The organism is Parabacteroides sp. AT13, from assembly GCF_002272965.1.
Lineage (GTDB): Bacteria > Bacteroidota > Bacteroidia > Bacteroidales > Tannerellaceae > Parabacteroides > Parabacteroides distasonis.
The window spans coordinates 1140898-1162404 of sequence record NZ_NQMH01000001.1 but is presented as its reverse complement, the minus strand read 5'-3'; the positions used below and the strand labels follow the sequence as shown (position 1 = coordinate 1162404).

The 21507-nt window shown below is 44.6% G+C and carries 11 protein-coding genes; 5 read left to right on the top strand and 6 right to left on the bottom strand.

Features of this window, described 5'->3' with window-relative positions; all coding sequences use genetic code 11:
- The first annotated feature begins 100 nt into the window (after nucleotides 1-100).
- A complete protein-coding gene (locus CI959_RS05325) occupies nucleotides 101-4210 on the top strand; it encodes a hybrid sensor histidine kinase/response regulator transcription factor (RefSeq protein ID WP_057316313.1) in 4110 nt (1369 codons plus the stop codon).
- Here the strand turns inward: CI959_RS05325 and CI959_RS05320 are convergent.
- Nucleotides 4149-6536 carry an ABC transporter permease gene (locus CI959_RS05320; protein WP_057316316.1) on the bottom strand — a complete coding sequence of 796 codons (2388 nt, stop codon included), beginning with the start codon at nucleotides 6534-6536 and terminating at the stop codon, nucleotides 4149-4151. The two genes, CI959_RS05325 and CI959_RS05320, sit on opposite strands and share 62 nt — an antisense overlap.
- Nucleotides 6537-6749: 213 nt before the next feature.
- Between CI959_RS05320 and nudC the strand changes: the two genes are divergently transcribed.
- Complete coding sequence (gene nudC, locus CI959_RS05315; protein ID WP_005859508.1) at nucleotides 6750-7523, top strand: NAD(+) diphosphatase; 774 nt, start codon at nucleotides 6750-6752, stop codon at nucleotides 7521-7523.
- On the opposite strand, the gene CI959_RS05310 is transcribed toward nudC, so the two are convergent.
- On the bottom strand, nucleotides 7494-8099 hold the full coding sequence (locus tag CI959_RS05310) for a DUF4858 domain-containing protein (protein ID WP_005859506.1): 606 nt from the start codon (nucleotides 8097-8099) through the stop codon (nucleotides 7494-7496). The genes nudC and CI959_RS05310 overlap by 30 nt on opposite strands.
- 216 nt (nucleotides 8100-8315) lie before the next feature.
- Here CI959_RS05310 and CI959_RS05305 point away from each other — a divergent pair, with 216 nt between their 5' ends.
- Both CI959_RS05305 and CI959_RS05300 read left to right on the top strand, forming a co-directional pair.
- Entirely contained in the window at nucleotides 8316-9680 is a 1365-nt protein-coding gene (locus CI959_RS05305) for a sigma-54 dependent transcriptional regulator (protein ID WP_005859505.1), read from the top strand.
- A complete protein-coding gene (locus tag CI959_RS05300) occupies nucleotides 9677-10684 on the top strand; it encodes a PAS domain-containing sensor histidine kinase (protein ID WP_005859503.1) in 1008 nt (335 codons plus the stop codon). Before CI959_RS05305 ends, CI959_RS05300 begins: the two co-directional genes overlap by 4 nt.
- On the opposite strand, the gene CI959_RS05295 is transcribed toward CI959_RS05300, so the two are convergent.
- Nucleotides 10679-13327 carry an ATP-binding protein gene (locus CI959_RS05295; protein WP_057316318.1) on the bottom strand — a complete coding sequence of 883 codons (2649 nt, stop codon included), beginning with the start codon at nucleotides 13325-13327 and terminating at the stop codon, nucleotides 10679-10681. The genes CI959_RS05300 and CI959_RS05295 overlap by 6 nt on opposite strands.
- Before the next feature lie 132 nt (nucleotides 13328-13459).
- Nucleotides 13460-15853, bottom strand: a complete 2394-nt coding sequence (locus CI959_RS05290) for a TonB-dependent receptor (protein WP_009016885.1) — start codon at nucleotides 15851-15853, stop codon at nucleotides 13460-13462.
- Nucleotides 15854-15923: 70 nt separating this feature from the next.
- Between CI959_RS05290 and mnmD the strand changes: the two genes are divergently transcribed.
- Nucleotides 15924-16586, top strand: a complete 663-nt coding sequence (gene mnmD, locus CI959_RS05285; protein WP_005859496.1) for a tRNA (5-methylaminomethyl-2-thiouridine)(34)-methyltransferase MnmD — start codon at nucleotides 15924-15926, stop codon at nucleotides 16584-16586.
- Nucleotides 16587-16646: 60 nt separating this feature from the next.
- Here mnmD and trxA read toward each other — a convergent pair whose 3' ends face one another.
- Nucleotides 16647-16964, bottom strand: coding sequence for a thioredoxin (trxA, locus tag CI959_RS05280; protein WP_009016887.1), 318 nt, complete (start codon nucleotides 16962-16964; stop codon nucleotides 16647-16649).
- A gap of 87 nt (nucleotides 16965-17051) precedes the next feature.
- Entirely contained in the window at nucleotides 17052-20855 is a 3804-nt protein-coding gene (dnaE, locus tag CI959_RS05275) for a DNA polymerase III subunit alpha (RefSeq protein ID WP_057316319.1), read from the bottom strand.
- Between the last annotated feature and the right edge of the window lie 652 nt (nucleotides 20856-21507).

Below are 21507 nucleotides of genomic sequence, written 5' to 3'. Positions count from 1 at the left end.
ACATATGTTTCATAATACCGTACAAATCGTTCAATCTTTCTGTTTTCTGTGATTTTCACCCACTTAATCTTTATATTTGGGGCATTAATCAGATGAATGGATGAGAATATACCTTTTACTGCTGTTTGTACTTATGATAACGAGAGCGCAAGCTACCAACGTTATTTTTGACCGGATAACAATGGATAGCGGGCTTTCTTCTTCTTCGGTGACCTCTATTTTGAAGGATCGTACCGGGTATGTCTGGGTTGGGACGACTGAAGGCTTGAACCGCTACGATGGATATACGTTTAAAGTATTCTTGCCCGTACCGGATTGTCCGGAAAGTATACAAAGCAGTTCTATCGATAAATTATTCGAGGATTCAGATGGAGGTATCTGGATCTTTTTTTCCTCGGGTGGGATTAGCCGTTATGACAGAGGTTCGGATACATTTCTGAATTTCACGAAAGAATGGCTTCGACAACAGTTACGTGTGTATGGTAGTCCTACTTGTTTCTCGGCCTCCGTTCCGGGACATATCTTTATAGGTACGGAGAACGGGATGTTGGAGTATGACGCTAAAGAGAAGAAATTGGTACGCCTTTCTTCGGCGGGTTCGGTAGTCTCGTCGTCTCCTGTGAATTGTTTGTATTCGGCGCCGGATCATTCGTTTTGGGTAGGGACTTTAGCTGGTTTTAGTTTGTATGACAAAGAAACAAACCACTTTCAAGATTATACGATACGGACAAATGACCGGGAGGATATCAATGCCGGCAATTTGAATGGCGTTAACGCAATCTATATCGACCGGTTTGATTATATGTGGTTAGGTACGGGACGTGAAGGGGCTTTTCGTTCGGTTGATATGGGAGAGCGAGAGATCTTCCAATCTGTCGGTCGTGAGGATACTCGGGTATATCAATTCTTGGAGACCGGTGATGGTGATTTCTGGATCGGACATAATAAGGGGACAAGCTTGATTAGCCGGATGAATCGGCTTGCCTTGCGATGTGAGCATTTCTTTGACCGGCCGGAGGATCTGGAACCTACGGGAGAATGCCAAGTGAGATCCATCTTCGAGAGTAAGGACGGAACGGTCTGGTTTGATGATAGCCGTTTCAATCAAGGTCTTTTTTATTATTCTCCGAAGGAGAGGAAAATGGGACAGTTGAGGAACGTGCCGGAAGACGCACATTCTATCAGCAGTAACCAGATTACCTGTTTGTTTCTGGATGACTCGGATCATCTGTGGGCGGGGCATTCCACGTATGGGGTGAGCCATGCGGATTTAACACCTTCCTTGTTTCGATATACCTTGGGATACACGGAAAAAGAGAATCTGTCTTCTCTTCATATCCTAGCCGTTTATGAGGATTCGGACCTGAATCTTTGGGTTGCGACCTCTAGGGGATTAGATCGGATTAACCATAAGACTTCCCGGGTAGATATGCGTTTTACCTTCTCACCCCGAAAAAGTCCGTCCTCTTTATCCGGAAAGATTATAGGTTCTATCCGTGAGGATTCGGAGCGGAACCTATGGATCAGTTATCAAGACGCCAACCCGGACCGGTTGAATCTGGATGATTTCCGAATCCGCCCTTTTATACCGGATTACCAAGTCTCTTATGATTATCCGATCAACTCGTTGTCGGAGTTATGTAACTTATGCGTGAGCGAAGAATCTTGGTTTTGGGGAGGAGCGGATGAGGGGCGGCTTCGGGTGTGGGATACGAAGACGAGAGCACTTATCACGTATCGATATATACCGGGTGAGATGAATCCCCTTGCGTCGAATCATATTCATTGTCTGTTTGTGGACTCTTCCGGTTATTTGTGGATCGGTACGAATGCGGGGTTGGATCAATACGACAAGCGAACCGGGCGATTTGATCATTTCACGGTACAGGATGGCTTATCGGGAAATATCGTACGAGGAATCCGTGAAGGTGAGCCGGGCATCCTGTTTGTCAGCACGAATAAAGGGCTGAGTCGCTTGGATATACAAAACCGGCATATCGTTAATTATACGACGGCAAACGGTTTATTATCGAATGAGTTTATGGGTGGCGCTTGCTGTAAGCGCAAATCGGGTGAACTTGTATTTGGCAGTAATGAGGGGATCGTTTCTTTTGATCCCGTTCAGTTAACGGACGGTTTGAGAAAAATACCTGAGTCTTTGCGAATCACGAACCTCACGATCGGAGACTCACGTGAGAAGCAAGGTTTACAGGTGGGTTTTATTGCGTTCGATTATTCTCATCCCCGTAGTATCCGATACCGGTATCGTCTGGATGGATATGATACGGATTGGCGGGAGGTGGACGCCAGCGATCGTACGGCTATATATAACCGTCTACCACCGGGAAACTATGTGTTTCGGGTGGAAACTTCCGGCAATGGTTCCTATTGGAGCGCTCCCATTACCGAACCTGTCAGGATCTTTCCTCCTTGGTGGTGGACGTGGTGGTTTATTTTGCTGGTATTCGTGGTTGTATGCGTACTGTTGTGTATCGCCTATAAGAGCAGGGTGCGCTGGTATCAACTTCGCCAAGCCGAGTTGGAGTGTAAGATACAAGAACGTACACGGCTGTTGAAACAGGCCAAGCAAGAACTGGAGGAAAAAGATGCGTTGAAAACTCGTTTCTTTATGAATGTCTCTCATGAGCTTCGTACCCCTCTGACGATAATCAAGGGATTGACGGAGGATCTGGAACGGCATTCCGGTTCAGAAGAATCTTGTGGAGATAAAGAGATTTTGCGTACGATCTCCCGGAATACCAATCGCTTGATTCGGCATGTCAATGAATTGCTGGATTTATCGGTATTGACCCGGGGAGTACCTTCCCCGCATATCGTTTGTGCGGATCTCAGCCGATTCTTAGAGGATATTTCGGAAACCTTTATTCCTTTGGCCGATTCCTATAAAATCGCGTTTACGTATTCGATTGCCCCGGATATCTCAATCGCTTATTTTGACAAGAATATCCTAGAGCAGGTTCTATATAATTTACTGTCGAACGCATTTAAGTATACGCCGGATGGTGGTTCGGTAAGCTTTTCCGCTTCATTGGAGCAAAGCTCATCCGATGCGGTCATGACTTTACGAATTACGGATAGTGGAATCGGCATTCCTCCCGAATCGTTACCGTATATTTTTGATCGATATTATAAGGGGGCATCGATAGCGTTTCGCCGCTCGGAGAGTTCGGGGATCGGCCTTGCGTACACAAAAGAGCTATTGGAGTTACATAAGGCAACCATTCAATGTGAGAGTGAATTGGGGAAAGGTTCTGTTTTTACGGTTGCCTTGCCTATATCGGAAGAGGCTTATCCTGAGGAGTGGTTGGAGTATTCGGAACCTAAAATGGAAGAGGTATCTTTGCGGGAATCAGTTCCATTGGAAGAAACAAACTCGGTCCCGGAGAATCTACGACAAACGCTTTTGTTTGTAGAGGATAATGAGGATCTATGTCGTTATTTGATGAATGCTTTTCAAACGGATTACCGGGTCGTGATAGCGAAAAACGGAAAGGTCGGCTTGGAGAAAGCCTTGGAGATCCTACCGGACGTGATTGTCTCGGATGTAATGATGCCGGTCATGAATGGGATTGAATGTTGCGAGGCTTTGAAAACGGATGAACGGACGGCCCATATACCGGTTATCCTATTGACTGCTTTAGCGGAAGAACGTCAACAATTGGAAGGGTATGGAGCCGGAGCGGATGATTATCTGCCTAAACCGTTCAGTCTTGCTGTCTTAAAAGCGAAGATTAATAATCTGCTCAAACGTAGTGAGCGACTAAAGTTATATTTCAGGGATCGGTTCGATCTGCGTACCCCGGAGCAAACAGTTGCCAATCCTGATAAGGAATTTGTTTCGAAAGTGACAAGGGTCGTTCTGGCTCATTTGCAGGACCCGGAGTTTGATGTCGAGCTTTTCTGTTCCGAGATGGCGATGAGCCGTGCCAGCTTATTTCGGAAATTAAAGTCCACTACCGGTTGTTCCGCTTCCTCATTCACCCGTAATATACGAATAAAGCGTGCCGCCGAGTTATTGGGGCAGCACGCTTATTCGATCGGGGAGGTAGCTGCTCAGGTCGGCTTCTCCGATCCGAACTATTTTACCCGTTGCTTTAAAGAAATTTACGGGATCACTCCGAGTGAGTTTATTCAGACTTCACCGAGTTCACAGGATTCTCATTCGCCGCTTGCCAGTTCCGGAAAGTAACGGTACCGATCGTAACCGAGAGAATGATTAGGAAAGCTACGATGAAGACCCAAAGATGGAGTGGTGTTTTATAAGCGAAATTCTCTAGCCACTGTTGTGTTCCCATCCATGCTATCGGAATCGAGATGATGAAGCAAACGGAGACAATCCGGATATAAGTCTTGTTGAACATCAAAAGAATCTGTCCGGTAGTCGCTCCGTTGATCTTGCGGATACCGATCTCTTTCCGGCGGTATTGCGTCTCAAATAGCACGAGTCCGAATACACCTACGATAGAGATCAAGATCGCCATTATTCCGAATAGGGAGATTAGTTTACCCAGTGTTTGTTCTTTCTGATATAAATTATTTAAGATGGTGTTGTAGAAAGAGATCTCGAAAGGGAAAGTCGGATCGATCTCTTTCAATGTTTCCCGGACGTGGGCGACAGCTTCCTGTAAATTCGTTTTCGAATTGAAGCGGATATAGGATACCAATTTAGGATTGGGTATATCGTTATTCAATGCGAATACGAAAGGCGAGCTTGCGATCCGGCAAGAGTTAAACCGGAAATCCTTGCTGACTCCTAGAACCGTACGATCATTGAAACGATCTCCGGGATGTAAGTGGAAATCCCGCTCTGCCGCCGGATTGATGATATAATCACTTTGTGCCTTGTTTAAATCCTCCCGTGTAAAATCCCTTCCTTCCTCTACTTGGATATCCATGACGGAAAGGAAATTCTCGGAGGCATAGAATACCTTGAAGAATACATCCTTATCTTCATGACGGGCATATTCGAGATCGATCATGTCATCTTCTTTCGATAATTCGTAGACGGAGAAGGCCACATCCTCTATTCCCGGATAATCTTTAAGTTTCTGGATATATTGGGGCTTATGCTTGGCGTAGATCTCCGGTGTCAGGTTCACGATGGCTACTTGGTCTTTATTGAATCCTAGTTGCTCGCTAGAGGTCATGAAATGGTTCTGAAGTCCCATGAATAAGGTGACAATAATCAAGGCGATCGATACCGTGTATTGGAAACCGATCAGGGCGACACGTACTTTTTTCCCTTTGGGACTAAGACCGAAAGAGCCCTTTAGTACCAAGGCCGGCGCATAGGAGGTACTTCGTATAGCTGGATAAAGTCCCGCCAAGCAACCCGTCAAGATAGCGATCAGTGCTGTGAGAAGGATCAGGCCTTTGTATTGACTAAGACGTATATCCGCATCTACCCAATTAGCGATCGGTGTGTAAGACAAATCGTTTACGATGAATAAGGCGAGAATGTAGGATATCAAGCAGATCACGATCGATTCAATCAGTGAGATGGCTCGTAACTTATAGATGGAGCATCCTAATACCCGGTGCGTATTGATCGTTTTCAATCGTAGGGGAATCAACGAGGTTGTGAGATTGGTAAAATTGATTCCGGCGATGAATAAGATGAGGAAAGCGATACCCAGTAACACATAATTTGTCTCCCGGTGACCTTTCGGATTAAAGTCGAAAGTTGTATCATGCGTGTAATAAACATCCTTTAAGGGGGTTAGACGTAATGCGATCTCTTGCGCTGAACCCATTTGGCTTTTAGCGAAATCGAAAGTCTTGTTGAAATGATCCAATACCTCCTCTTTATTTAGGGGATCGTCTAGCGTGACGTATATTTCGTTGGCATACATTTGCCAAGAACTTTTTAATAGATCCAGTTGGTCCATCGGGACGTAAATACGGTTTTGTACCGTAGTATTTCCCGGGAAATCCTTATAGACACCCCCAATAGTAAGTATCGTGGTACTTACAGGTTGCCAGCCACTACTGCCGGACATCCGGATACGTTTACCGATAGCGGATTGTTTGTCGAACAGCCTTTTGGCGACACTCTCCGGAATGAGTACGGAGCCGGGAATGGATAGGCATTCGACGGAACCTTCTTTCATGTGGAAATCAAAGACATCTGAGATATTGGGTAGACAAAGCTGGAAGTTTTCCTTAAAGACTTTCGCTTCTCCTTGATCGTCTACTTCGTCGATTTGGCAATACCGTTCTCCTCCGTAGAATGGATAACGGTAGGAGTAATCCGTGATATGAGCGGATGAGTTAACAAAAGCATCGCTAAACATTAGGCAATGGATGGCGTTATGCTCGAATTCTCCGTGATTTGCCTCTAGCCGGAAGGTTCGGCCTGATTTGCTGTGCATGGCATCGTAATTCATCTCGTAATCCACCTGCATTACTATCAGGAGGAAAGCGGCGAAAGCGATTGTTAAGCCAAAGAGGTTTAACACGACAGCGGTCTTAAACCGCTTGAATAGATAAAGTAAGTTTCGAATCATTAGTTTCATTGTAACAGGTTTTAAATATATTCATTTTTTAGAAAGGAGGCAAATAATGTGCCATCGATGTAACGTTCTGCTAATCATAAGATAATAGAAAAATGCTTAGAAACGATTGTGTGTGCCTTCGCACGGTGCACGTTCGCTTCCGCACGTTATTGGATTTTAATTCGTAAGTTCGCGGATGTTTTACATACAGAAAGATAATTCGGGAATATTAGCATGGAAACTTCAAATAAACTCTGTTATTGGTTCCTTTTTTATAAAGACCAACTGTTGCTTCAGAAAGAGAATGATACGTATACCATCCCCTATGGCGAGAATCCCCCAGTTCCGGTTTCTCATACGCTGGAGGTTGATTACCGGGATGGACTTCCCGCACGTACGGCAGAATTAGATACTCCGGTGGAGGGGAATGACCGTTACGTACATATGGGGTTGCGTGCCTCTTGGGATTATATCTCGAGAGCGTGTTACGAGAAGGCGGGTAAGGCTTATCAATTGCTTTATTGGGATAGCCATAGCCGTTTCTGTCCGGTATGTGGTACTCCTACCGTGCAGACTACGTCGATCACGAAGCAATGTCCTTCTTGCAAACATGAGATTTATCCGACAATCTCAGCAGCGATGATCGTCTTGATCCGTAAGGAGGATTCGATTCTTTTGGTACATGCCCGTAATTTCCGGGGAACTTTCCATGGATTAGTGGCCGGATTCTTAGAAGTTGGCGAGACCTTGGAAGAGTGTGTGCGCAGGGAGGTCCGTGAGGAAACGGGTTTAGAGGTCGATAATATCACTTATTTCGGAAACCAACCTTGGCCTTATCCGAGTGGCTTGATGGTTGGCTTTGTAGCGGATTATGTAAGTGGGGAAATTAAGTTGCAGGATGAGGAACTAAGCTCTGGTGCCTTCTATACCAAAGATAATCTACCGGAGATCCCCCGTAAGTTGAGCTTGGCCCGTAAGCTAATCGATTGGTGGTTGGATCATCAATGAGGAGTCCTTTTTTGCGGCCTCTGCCTGTTGTCTTTCGAATTTCTTTTTTTTAGAGATGACATCCGGGGTAGGGAGGTTGCCGTAGTTTTGCCAAGTTCCGTTGCGTTTTGCGTTGCGTTTATGGACATATGTTTTCCGGCTGGTCATCCTTCCTAGATCGAAGGTAGCTAGTGAGGTACGACCACTGGACGGAGTCCTTTTCAATTCATCTAAGATAGATTGATAGACAGGCAGTATCTTTTTATACGGTGGATTATGTCGCCAGAATACCGATGGCGGTAAATCCTTCAATGCTACTTTTCGGTGTGTCGTATCGTCTTGTTGGATATATTCTGAGAAATCTTTGGTGATAGGGATATTGCTGGGAGCGGCCAGTTGAGGTTTCCCCATCGGTTTTCCCGGTTCCGGGTTGAGGAAAGAACCGCTTTGGATTGCTTTTTGGAATTCAGGGTTCAATTTGATGGAATCTTTGCCTGCTAATACATCCTTTAGCCAGATCGAATCTTGCTCAGTCCATTGCGCATAGCCTAAGTGTATATTTATACAGACGAAAAATCCAATCAATAGTGGTCTCATGAATGCCTGAATTGTTAATTGTGTTCAAAGATAGTCTTCCTTCTTTCTCCTCGTTTTTTCTTTCGCTTAAATAGTCTTACCGTTTACTTAATCTTAACCCTCTTTGCGGACTATTAATTTAACAGTTCATCTGCGCACGATAATCGTTCGATTACGCACGCTTCTTCCATTGATTTAATACCTACCTTTGAGGCATCACAAACTAGTTCAGCGCTTATGAAAAAGGGAAAACTATTAATTATAGATGATAATGAGGACATCCTTTTTGCCCTTAACTTATTACTGGAGCCCTATATGGAACAAATAAGAGTGGCTACGCAACCGGAGCGCATCGATCATTTCATGCGGACTTTTATCCCGGATATTATCTTGTTGGATATGAATTTCAAACGGGATGCTATTAGTGGTCAGGAGGGTTTCTATTGGCTGGAGAAGATAAAGAAGATAGACCCGGACGTGGTGGTTCTTTTTATGACTGCCTATTCGGATACGGATAAGGCCGTGCGGGCGATTAAGGCGGGAGCTACCGACTTTATCCCGAAACCTTGGGAAAAGGAGAAATTACTCGCTACACTCTCTTCTGCATTGGAACTTCGGGAGAGTAGGGCGGAAGTGCGAAATTTAAAGAAACAAGTTGAGATTCTTAGTTCACCCGAGGATGCTGGCTTCGAGATCATCGGTGAAAGCGAACCGATGCAGGCTATTTTCGCTACGGTCGATAAATTAAAGAATACGGATGCCAATATATTAATCTTGGGGGAGAATGGAACCGGTAAAGATTTAGTTGCCCGCGCCTTATATCATCAATCTCCGCGTTCGGAGAATCTTTTCGTCGGGATCGATGTGGGCTCTATTCCGGAACAACTTTTCGAGAGTGAATTATTTGGCTATGAGAAAGGGGCTTTTACGGATGCCCGTAAGGAAAAGCCGGGACGAATGGAGGTAGCTTCCGGTGGTACCTTGTTCTTGGATGAGATCGGGAACTTAAGCCTTTCCATGCAAGCGAAACTGTTGACCGCTTTGGAAAAACGACAGATAACCCGCTTGGGAGCAACGCAACCCATACCGATTGATATCCGGTTGATCTGCGCAACGAACGTGAATATCCATCATCTTGTGGCAGAAGGTACTTTCCGGCAAGATCTTTTATATCGTATTAATACGATCGAGTTACATATTCCTCCCTTGAGGGAACGAGGAAATGACGTGATCTTATTGGCTGAACATTTCTTGTCGAAGTATGCCCGTAAATATAAGAAAGACTTGAAGGGCATTAACAGGGATGGGAAGAATAAGCTACATAATTATGCTTGGCCCGGTAATGTACGTGAACTGCAACATGCGATTGAACGGGCGGTTATCTTGTCTGAAAGTAATTGGCTAAGGCCGGAAGACTTTATTCTGCGTTCTGTCCCGCTTAGGGATAAGGAACCATCCGATGAGTTAAATTTGACGGTATTGGAGAAAGAAGCGATCGAACGTGCCTTACGTCGTGCCGAGGGGAATATCACTCGTGCCGCCGAGCTTCTAGGGATTACCCGCTTTACCTTGTATCGTAAATTGGAGAAATTTGGCTTATGATACGTTACTTGTTGTTCGCTCGTATTTTGGGGATCGTGGTCTTGTCTTTTACTGCCTCATTCTTAATGCTGAAAGGGTTTTTGTTTATTCCTGCGCTGTTCGGATTTTGTATTCTTGCGCTTTCGGTTTTCTTATATAAGGATCAGCAAAAGACTGTTAAGCGGATGGAATACCTGATAGAGAGTATTCATTACGGGGATCTGAGCCTGTTTTATCCTTCCGATTCAATGACGGAAGACGAAAAGGCTTTGGCCTCTTCTATGAACGCTGCCTTGGAGGCTTTGCGGAGTCGATTGTATAGTTCGGTGGTCGCTGAGGCGGAAACCGAGGCATGGCAGAAACTTATCCGGGTATTGACGCATGAGATCATGAACTCGATCGCTCCGGTAATCTCTTTATCGGAGACGGTAGCCGAGCGTGCGACGATAAATGGCATGAATGAGAAAGACTACGCTATTATGGTACAAGCCATGCAAACGATCCACCGAAGAAGTAAGGGGTTATTGGATTTTGTCGAGAATTATCGGAAATTAACCCGTCTGCCTTTACCTACTTTACGAAACTTCTCGGTTTCGGCTCTCTTTGACGATATCCGGCTTCTATTCCCGGAGAAATCCGATATCCTCTTCTTTCATGTAAAGCCGGAAGACTTGAATTTATATGCGGACCGGATCATGGTGGAACAAGTATTAATTAATCTATTGAAAAATGCGATAGAGGCTTGTGAAGAATCCTTATCCCCTCAAATTATAGTGGAGGCTGTCCAAAAAAACGGTATGGTAATTATTTCGGTGATTGATAATGGTAGCGGAATTGTTCCCGAGGCAATCGACAAAATCTTCGTTCCTTTCTTCACGACTAAATCTAAAGGTTCCGGCATCGGATTAAGTCTTTGCCGGCAGATCATGAACCGTCATAGAGGAAGTATTAGTCTCGACTCTCAAGTAGAGAAGGGTTCCTCTTTCGTTTTGCGTTTTCCGATTGTTACCAAACGGATTCTATAAATAAGTATTAATACATGCGATTAGCTTATCCGGCTTGATCGGTTTAGCGATGTAAGAGGAGAATCCGCTTTGTTTTACCCGTTCCTCATCTTCCGCGAAGGCGAAAGCTGTTACGGCGATGATAGGAATGGACTGGTTCTTTTCCCGAATTACCCGTGTAGCCTCATAGCCGTCTACGATCGGCATTTTTAGGTCCATTAGGATTAAGTCCGGTTGATATTTATTGAATAAATCGATCGCTTGTTCCCCGTTCCATGCGTGTATAAGGTTATAATCTTTCAACATGGCTTGGAATAAAGTATAGTTGCTTTCGTTATCTTCCGCTATTAATAGGGTTGCAGATTTGGATGACTGGCTCTTCTGTACATTCTCGGTCTTTGGTTTCTCATGCGGGACTTCCTGCATCTCTAGTATCGAATAGGGCAACGTAAACCAGAATGTAGAACCTTTTCCTTGCTCTGATTCCACCCCTATATCTCCACCCAGACGCTTGATAATCATCTGGCAAATCGATAATCCCAGCCCCGTTCCTTGCACAAAGCTATTTAACTTAACGAAACGGGTGAAAACTTGACCGATCTTATCCTTGGCGATACCGCATCCCGTATCTTTTACATAGAAATACAACTCATCGTCTCTACGGCGGTAGCCAAACAGGATGCTACCTTGAGTTGTGAACTTGATGGCATTGTTGATAAAGTTGGTAATGACTTGGGAGACCCGGTTACGGTCGGTGCGTAAGATACAATTCGGGATCTTCTCGACAAAGCATACCTGCACACCATCTTGCGCCTTCAAACGGGAAGACTGCTCGATATCGGAGAATAGTTGATTGACATCTACGTCTGAATCCACGAATTCTAGCGTACCCGCCTCTATCTTGGCTAGATCGAGAATATCATTGATCAATTGCAATAGCAGGTCGTTGTTGCTATTAATGATATTGATATATTCCTCTTTATCCTCCATATTCTCGGTTACGGCCAATAATCCGGAGAAACCGACGATCGCATTCAATGGCGTTCGAATCTCATGACTCATATTCGCCAAGAATGCGGATTTCAAACGATCGGACTCTTCCGCTTTCTCTTTCGCTTTCCTCAGTTCGTTCTCCGCCTGTTTTTGTTTTGTCACGTCTTCTTTCTTGAAAATAACCCCGATAAGGTTGTTGTGCTCGTCTAATACAGGGTTCGCCAAAATATGAAGATACTTTCCATCGCCGAACTCATTCGTGATATCGACCTGCGTTTTGGTTTCCATGGCCTTTGCGACCGTGCAACGGGTACAATAAGGCTTTACTCCGTTCTTGACCAAGAAGCAATTAGTCGGACCGAATTCAGGGATACAGTCATGGAACTCTACCTCGTTTCTCCATTTTACGGTATAATCCGGCTTGATGAAATAGATAGAAGCTTGGATATTATTCATGATTAGTATATTATCTTTCTGTAGATCCAATAACTTATCTTTCAGCTTATTGGTCCGGATAAAGAAGATTAATATCATAATCAGGAAAATAAACAATACGGTGATTACGCTTAGCAAGATCTCGAACCTGTATTTGGAGAATAGGCTCGGGTCCTCGTTGATAATAGTAGCGTCGTGGGGCAATGACAGTCTGCTGATATCAAAAGCCTTGATCTTTGAAGCGTCGAACACATATCCATTGGGGATGATTTGGGGATGGATATCTTTAGGGGCGATTTTCTTCTCCAATATACTTAAAGCCTCTTTCGCCAAATCGGAACCTATAGGCCTGTATTTGGGACTGAAACCTCCGATGGCCCAGTGCCCTATGCCGACGGATGCCAATGTGAATGTCGGGATTCTGGGATTGGCGGTCATCATGGTATACGTGGCATTTCCAACATAATACCCGTCGTTCACGTCTACACGCCATGTACCGATCAATATCACGGTCTGATCCGGCAGGTTCTTGATTTGCTCAACGATGGTGTAGATATTATTCTTTCTTCCATCCAGTAATATCAAGTTCAGATCCTTGATATTTTCCATTTCCTTTTTTACCAAGGTCTGCATAGCTAAACCACCGTAGGTATTATCGGTGATTAATGCTATATTTTGAGTTTTGGGATATAGCTTACGTATTAACCGGATATTTTCTTTTACGTCATAAGAATACAAGAACCCGCCAAGGTGTAAACCTTTATCTACGTACTCTTGGATATCGATGTATTTCGGCTCCCATTCGGCGACATTTAAATCCGAGTCGGGTAATAAGATCGCATTCTTACTGATCATACCGCATAAAACCGGTATATCAGGCTTGTATTCTTGGGAGATATAAGAAGCCCATGCCTCTTGACCTAAGATAATGATAAGCTGAGGAGTGTTATTTTCCTTATATTTATCCAATATACCTCTCATCTTACCGTCCCATAAGGGGGCTTCCGGGAGGCTCTTACAGTTCATGTTCTCGATAACCACCGGCGAGATACCACCTCCCCGCTTATATTCCTCCATAAACTCGGAAATATTGGCGGTCGTATTACGTGTATCGGGATTGTAGGAGCTAATGATTAAAATAGGGCCTGCATTATCTGTAGCGTATAAGTGGAAAGAAAAGACCAGACTTAACACGATAAAGAGTACGAATCGTATGTAGTTTTTTAATAATGTCATTCTTTACCTACCTATTCATGTGCTTATTTGCGATTAAAGTACTATTTGTTATTAATACAGACCACAAAAATAGGAAAGATTTATGATTAATTGCTGAAATTCAAAATAAAAAGAATCTATTACGCCTAAAATCTATAACTCGATCATCACTCCGATACTTGGGAGAAGCGTTCCTGTAAGACGTTCTATCGGTCTTAATTCGTACCGTTGTTCATATATGGGAGCTTCCGGGTTGATAATTTTACCCGTTTTGATATATACGTCTTGCTCTTTGTATTTGGAATTCAATATGTTTTGGATGTCGATATAGGCTCCAAGCATGATCTTTTTGAAGTAAAATGTTTTATCGATACGGATATCTAACTGCGTGAATGGCTTGAGCCGTTCGCTGTTAAACCGGCTGTAATCATAGTATAGCCCGTTATTAGCGTCCCAAGCTTCTACATAACTACTCTTTTCTACATCGTAAGGCGTATAGGGAGCGCCTCCTACTATCCGGAACTTGGCGCCTACGTCCCAGTTCTTGGGTAAAGAATAAGTCCCGCTAAACGTGAACAGATGCTTATTGTCCCAAGCCGAAGGAAGATAAGTGTCCATATTTCTCCCATCCTTGAATTCGCTTCTTACCAAAGTGTAGGACGCGATGAAAGTAAGCCCTTTATAATTATACCAACGTCCCATGATCTCAAGCCCATAAGCTCGCCCTGTAGCGGTAGATGATACGGCCTCATTTCCCAAGACACCATAGTCCGTACCTTTCGACGCGAGTGGGATACTGTCGAGTATGGACATCGGATAACGATCATAATGTTTATAGAATCCTTCGGCCGTGAATTTCAAGTATGAGGTAGGACGGTATTCCAAGCCTAATCCGGCTTGGTCGCTTCGGATATAGCTTAAATGATTTGCCCGGTTTACATAATTACCTTCATTATCCTTGAATCCCAATGTCGTATAAGGAGGAAGCTCGTAGTAGCGTCCGATATTTGCGTTTATATAAAGCGGATCGGACAAGCGGTAGGATAAGGATAGGCGAGGAGATAACTGATCTAACAAATTATTCATATCCGAGGAATAATTGTTTGCGTCCGCACGAACACCTAAAGAGGTGGTAAACCGCTCGTTATAACTCTCATAAATAGCCGTGGCATAGATACCCCACTTCCATATGCCAAGGTCTGTTTGATATACGATGGTACGGGGGATAGAGGTAAATTGCTTTTGATAGGTGTCATTCGTGTATTGGGCGTATTCGATGTTTCCTCCGACATTCAATTGAATGAATGGTAAGCGGAACGTGTTTTCCGTTCGGAACTTATTCTCAATCTCGTCCGAACGGTAATTTAAGGAGAGATTCTCTACTTGGCTTTCATCATTGTCTTTGTATTTAATATTCTTATTGTTGGTCTGGCTGCGGCTAATAATGACCGAGTAGAGATTTTTACCGGCGTAGTGTTTATAAACCGCTCCAAGGGTATACGTTTTTTGTTTTACGACCGGCAAGTAAGAGAGGATATATTGGTTTTTCTCGCTCATGTCTTTCATTCCTGTATTCAGCTTCATATCATCGATCGCCCCTAATCCGAGAACTGTAAGCTCATTCTTGGGGTTGAAGGAGTGCTTAATCTTGAATTGGGCATCCGTGAAAGTAGGTAAGAACGGCAAGCCGATCATATCGAAAAGGAATTGAAGGTAAGAGCGACGAACAGACACTTGGTAAGTGGTCTTTTTTCCTAGCGGTCCATTAGCGGACACACCGATATCTGAGGCTCCTAGGACTCCTCGCAATGAGAATTTCTCCTTATTTCCATCTTGTAGTTTAAAATCCAATACCGAACTTAAAGTGTTCCCTTTGGATGCGGGGAATGCGGCCGAATAAAAGTTGACCTCCCGGATAAAATCGGGATTGATAATACCGACCGGACCTCCGGAGGCTCCTTGGGTAGAGAAATGGTTGATATTCGGTATCTCTACGCCATCCAAAAAGAAACGGTTCTCCGAGGGACCTCCTCCTCTTACCATCAAGTCGTTACGAAACGCTGCCGTAGACGCTACTCCCGGAAAGGTTTGTACTACCCGGGAGATATCCCGGTTTCCTCCCGCGCTTTTCTCTATCTCCTTGAAACCGATTACACGAAGTCCTAGCGGACTTTCGGCGGTTTTACGGAACGGAGAGGCTACTACGCTAACCTCTTGCAGATTCTGGCTGGCTTCCTCTAGCTCGATCGGGAAGAATATATCTTTATTCGCTAGTCTGAATTCGGCGGTAACGAAGGGCTTATATCCCAGAAAGGAGGATTGGAGACGATAGCTTCCGGGTGATATGCCGGATATCTCGAATAATCCGGTGGAATCGGTGACCGCCCCTTGCGTCGTGTTCCATACCACTACGTTAGCGAAAGGTATCGGCTGTCCGCTTGACGCGTCTTTTACAACTCCCTTGATAGAGAAGGAGCGCTGTTGACCGATAGCGGCTTGTATGGTACATAATAAGAATAGTAAGAAGTAAAGATGGCGTCTATCCATATCTTATATCATATTTATAGCGGTAAAGATAAGTATTATTCTGATTCGTATGTATTATCTTTGCATACATATGGAGAAAGAATTACAGATAACGGCGGATGGAAGCCATACACTATATATTCCGGCGATGGATGAACATTATCATTCCGTGAACGGGGCCCTGCAGGAATCAAGACATATATTTATAGAGGCGGGATTGCATGCGCTTGAAAAAGACTTTATCCGAATCGTGGAGATTGGCTTCGGTACAGGGCTGAACGCCTTCTTGACATTGAAGGATGTCGAGCTATCTCAAGCACATCATATTGATTATCATACAGTAGAGTTATACCCGCTTCCTTTAGATACGATTCGTGCCTTGAATTATGGGGAGCTGATCTGGCCGGAGAGAAAAGAGTTATTCTTAGCCTTGCATGAGGCGGAGTGGAATACTCCCGTTTCAATCTCAGAGCGCTTTACACTTCATAAAATAGAAGGAAATAGTAACGCCTGTGAACTACCGGATGATATCGATTTGATCTATTTCGACGCGTTTGCGCCCGAGAAACAACCGGAGATGTGGAATCAAGAAATCTATAATCGTTTGTATGCTCATACCGCACCGGGCGGAGTGATCGTAACCTATTGCGCAAAAGGAGAGGTACGCAGAGGTATGCAAGCGGCTGGTTTTGAGATGAGCCGTCTTCCCGGTCCTCCGGGCAAGCGACATATACTTAGGGGAATTAAAAATTGAGAATTGAAAGTTACAGAGCGTATTCCTCGGTATTTTCAATTCTCAATTCTCAACTTTCAATTATTTAAGCATTGCCTCGATCTTTTCTACGAACTTATCCTTAGCCGTAGCGCCTACTACTTTATCAACCATCTTACCGTCTTTGAAGAAAAGAACGGTAGGGATGTTGCGGATACCGAATCGTCCGACTACATCGTCATTCTCGTCAACGTTCATTTTACCGATCGTCACACGACCTTCGTATTCGGTTGCCAACTCATCAATGATAGGAGATACCATGCGGCAAGGGCCACACCACTCTGCCCAAAAGTCAAGAACCATGGGCTTTCCGGAGTTAACCAACTCCTCGAAATTAGCGTCTGTAATTTGTAGTGCCATTTTGAATTACGTATTATTTAATTATGAATTATAATCTAATGATTGTTATGACGCCAAAAGTACAAATTCTTTCAGCGTCGTACAACTTTAACCATTAATTTTAAAATCGATATTCTCGTTCTCCTGTAAAAAGTCTACCAGCTCACGGGTCACGTTTAAGCGGATATTTTGGGAGAAGAGATTTAGGGAAATATTATGTTCCCCATCGACAACCTTAAAATATAACAGGCTATGGCCCGGATTGTTCTTGATCAATACCGAAAGCTCATTGATAGTCGGCTCATCCAAATCATGGATCGGGACCGTGATACTGATTTTCTCGATCAGCTTGTCTTTCTCGTCTTGCAAAAGGTTGACGGTACCAATCTTGAAGTCCAGTTTATTGGGGTCCCAGCGGCTAGGCTCTACACGGGCTGTGATCAAGAGATACATCCCTATTTTACCATACTTGCTGTATTCGATATAATCCTGTCCGAAAAGAGGGATCTCGCCACTACCCGTGAAATCCTCGATCTTCAAGATTCCGTAAGGCTTTCCGTTCTTGGTCATTCCTTCCCGGAAACCGGTGACGATACCACCTAATAAAACCTCCCGGCCTTGTAAGGTTTCCCGCTCGTTAAGTTCTACCATGCCGGTATTACATACATACTTTAATATGATACGGTATTCATCCAACGGGTGGGCGGATAGGTAAATACCGACCAACTCCTTCTCTTTATTTAGGCGTTCGAGATCGCTCCAACGCTCGCATTGCGGGATCTCCGGTTTAGCGATGGCGATCAAGGCGTCTCCACCGAATAAAGAGTTGACTGCCGTGCTCTTATCCATCTGGTATTTGTTACCATAGCGAACCAAGGTATCCAAGAACAATTCCCCTTTTCCACTGTCGGTGAAGAACTGCTCACGCTGGATACCGAAGTTATCGAACGCTCCGGCCAAAGCCATGGACTCTATGTTTTTCTTATTGCAAGCGGTCAAGTTCACCCGTTCTACGAAATCGAAGATACTCTTGTACGGGCCGTTCTTCTTGCGTTCCTCTATGATATTTTGTACGGCTGACTCACCTACGCCTTTCACGGCGCCTAGCCCGAAGCGGATGTTCTTGTTCTTATCTACGCTGAACTTCAAGATAGACTCGTTCACGTCCGGTCCCAATACCTGAATACCCATCGCTTTACATTCATCCATGAACTTCGTGATATCCGTGATATTGGATAAGCTTCGGCTCAAGACGGCGGCCATATACTCGGACGGGAAGTTCGCTTTCAAGTAAGCGGTCTGATAAGCCACCCATGAATAACAAGTAGCGTGACTCTTATTGAAGGCGTATGAGGCGAACTTCTCCCAGTCAGACCAGATCTTGTTTAAAGTTTCCTCTTTATAGCCGTTGGCTTGACCACCGGCCATAAATTTAGACTTCAAGTGGTTCATCTTCTCGATCAACTTCTTACCCATCGCCTTACGTAAGGCATCACTCTCACCACGCGTGAAGTTAGCGAGTAAACGGGATAGAAGCATGACCTGCTCCTGATAGACCGTAATACCGTACGTATCTTTTAGGTAGCGTTCCATGACGGGAATATCGTACTTGATCTCCTCCTTACCCTGTTTACGGGCGATAAAAGAAGGGATGTAATCCATTGGGCCCGGGCGATACAGGGCGTTCATGGCGATCAAGTCCTCGAATTTAGATGGTTGCAACTCCTTCAAATACTTTTGCATACCGGCGGACTCGAACTGGAATGTACCGGTTGTCTTTCCGTCGCAATACAATTTATAAGTCTTGGGGTCCTCCAGACTGATATGGTCGATATCCAGATCTTCTCCGGTAGTCAGTTTCACGTTCTCGATCGCTTCCTTGATGATGGACAAGGTCTTCAAGCCCAAGAAGTCCATCTTGATCAATCCGGTTTCCTCGATCACGGAACCCTCGTATTGGGTAACCAGCATCTCCTCACCGGTATCCTTGTCTTTCGCCGTACTGACAGGTACGACATCCGATATATCATAACGTCCGATAATGACACCGCAGGCGTGTACACCCGTGTTACGGACGTTGCCTTCCAGCATCTGGGCGTATTTCAAGGTATCCCGTGCCAGCGGATCATTTCCGTTAGCCGCCTCTTTTAGTTCCGGCACATACTTGATGGCGTCGCCCAATTTGAACTTCTTCATGTCAGGGATCTTATCCGGAACCAATTTGGCTAACCGGTTCGATTCGGATAACGGTAATTTCTGTACCCGGGCGACATCCTTGATAGCGGACTTGGTAGCCATCGTACCATAAGTAATGATATGAGCCACACGCTCGGCACCGTATTTCTCCGTTACCCAGCGTAAGACCTCGCCACGGCCATCATCATCGAAGTCGGTATCGATATCGGGGAGGGAGATACGGTCCGGATTCAAGAAACGCTCGAACAGGAGGTCATATTTGATCGGGTCGATCTTGGTGATCCCTAAGCAATAAGCTACGGCAGATCCGGCGGCCGAACCACGTCCCGGTCCTACGGATACACCGAGTTCCTCACGAGCGGCACGGATGAAATCTTGCACGATCAAGAAGTAGCCGGGGAAACCCATGGTCTTCATGATATGTAACTCGAAGTTCAGACGCTCCTTTACTTCATCGTTCAAGGGGTTTCCGTAAAGCTCCTTGGCTCCGTCGTATGTCAATTTCGCCAAATAGTCGGCTTCCAGCTTGATGCGGTATAGTTTGTCGTATCCACCTAATTTCTTGATTTTGGAGTGCGCCTCTTCCTCGCTTAATACGACATTACCGTTCTCGTCTCGGGTGAATTCCTCAAATAAATCATGCTCTGTCAATTTCTGACGGTAGGACTCCTCGGTACCGAACTCCTCGGGAATGGCGAAAGTCGGCATGATAGGACCGCTGTCGATGGAGTAGAATTCTATTTTGTCGGCTATCTCGAGCGTATTACTCAAAGCTTCGGGGATATCGGCGAAGATGGTGTTCATCTCGGCGGTTGTCTTCATCCATTCTTGCTTGGAGTAGCGCATACGCTTGGGGTCGTCCAAGTCTTTGCCGGTACTAAGGCAGATCAGGCGGTCGTGAGCCTCAGCGTCGTCGGCATTGACGAAATGGACGTCGTTGGTGGCGATTAGCTTGATATTATGTTTGTGAGCAAGTTCGATCAGTACCTTGTTCACCTCTTGTTGATGCGGGAAAATCGTGCAATCGGCGTTGGGGTCGTGTGTCTCGTGCCGTTGCATCTCAAGGTAATAGTCTTCTCCGAATAAGTTTTTGAACCATTTGATAGACTCCTCGGCCTTATCGATTCGTCCGTGCATGATATGCTGCGGGATCTCTCCACCTAAACAGGCGGAGCAGATGATCAGATCCTCGTGGTATTTCTCCAACAACTCTTTGTCGATACGCGGACGTCCGTAGAATCCTTCCGTCCATGAGAGGGATACCATCTTGATCAGGTTCTTGTATCCGTTCTTATTTTTGGCCAGAACGATCAAGTGCCAGCCGCTACGGTCGTCTTGCGAGGCCAGCTTGCTATGCCTTCCGTTGCGAGCGCAATAACATTCGCACCCGATGATCGGCTTGAAGATGGAAGCTTTCGCTTCGGCGATTTGTTTTTGTAGTTCCGTTATCCTTTGTTGTTCCTCATCGGTTGGAGCATCCTTGGCCAGCAGCGGTTTTAGTTCTTTCTCGGAGTCCTTGATGATCCCGAGAGGTTTACTGTTCTTTTTGCTAACCTTATTGAAAAACTCCTTGATACCGAACATAACGCCATGGTCTGTTACGGCGATCGCACGCATTCCGTCTTTGTACGCTTTGTCGATCAACGCGTCGATGGATGCCTGTCCGTCCAGCAAGGAATACTGGGTATGTACGTGTAAATGAATAAACGGTTCCATATATATTAATGTATAGTCTGGTGCATATTGAAATGAGTGCATAAAGGTAGGAAATATTTTTTAGTACGAGAGAGGTTGTTTTGCTTTTAAAAAAACACGTACGTCTTTTTTCGGAAACACGTACATGTTTTTGGAAAAAGACGTACGTGTTTTCTGAAGGATATAATGAGGTTATAATATGGGTGATTCTATAGAATCTATATGTTATATAAACAGATGTTGTATTGATATTTTGCTTGATATAAGCCGTATATCGTGACAGGAGGTTTTCGTGAGGTGCTCGAACTAGCGGATGGAAGATAGTTATGAATGGCGTTTTTCTGTGTGAAAAGCCGTTTTATACTGTACTTATGCTTGGAAAAAGCGAATCTCAGGGAGTTCTGTTTACAAAGTGTCATTTTGCTAGAACAAAGGAAACTAATATTCCGATCTATCGCAAAAGGTGATCTTACTTTTGTTGATTATTGGATGGTGTATTTACTAATGTACGCATGTACATTAAATAATAAAAGAGAAAAATGATTGATTTAAACGATCGTTTTAATTAGTCATTTGCAAAGGTACGCGTTTCTTTGACTTCTGCAACCCTTCCGGGCTATTTTTTTCATCCCTTATTCGCTTTCTTATCAATAGGATAGCCTATCCTTTACGA

Bases quoted from the DNA above. Each gene is read 5' to 3' on its own strand.
- trxA (WP_009016887.1), bottom strand. From the start codon at position 16,964: ATGGCACTACAAATTACAGACGCTAATTTCGAGGAGTTGGTTAACTCC.
- mnmD (WP_005859496.1), top strand. From the start codon at position 15,924: ATGGAGAAAGAATTACAGATAACGGCGGATGGAAGCCATACACTATAT.
- CI959_RS05305 (WP_005859505.1), top strand. From the start codon at position 8,316: ATGAAAAAGGGAAAACTATTAATTATAGATGATAATGAGGACATCCTT.
- CI959_RS05310 (WP_005859506.1), bottom strand. From the start codon at position 8,099: ATGAGACCACTATTGATTGGATTTTTCGTCTGTATAAATATACACTTA.
- nudC (WP_005859508.1), top strand. From the start codon at position 6,750: ATGGAAACTTCAAATAAACTCTGTTATTGGTTCCTTTTTTATAAAGAC.
- CI959_RS05300 (WP_005859503.1), top strand. From the start codon at position 9,677: ATGATACGTTACTTGTTGTTCGCTCGTATTTTGGGGATCGTGGTCTTG.
- CI959_RS05320 (WP_057316316.1), bottom strand. From the start codon at position 6,536: ATGAAACTAATGATTCGAAACTTACTTTATCTATTCAAGCGGTTTAAG.
- dnaE (WP_057316319.1), bottom strand. From the start codon at position 20,855: ATGGAACCGTTTATTCATTTACACGTACATACCCAGTATTCCTTGCTG.
- CI959_RS05325 (WP_057316313.1), top strand. From the start codon at position 101: ATGAGAATATACCTTTTACTGCTGTTTGTACTTATGATAACGAGAGCG.
- CI959_RS05290 (WP_009016885.1), bottom strand. From the start codon at position 15,853: ATGGATAGACGCCATCTTTACTTCTTACTATTCTTATTATGTACCATA.
- CI959_RS05295 (WP_057316318.1), bottom strand. From the start codon at position 13,327: ATGACATTATTAAAAAACTACATACGATTCGTACTCTTTATCGTGTTA.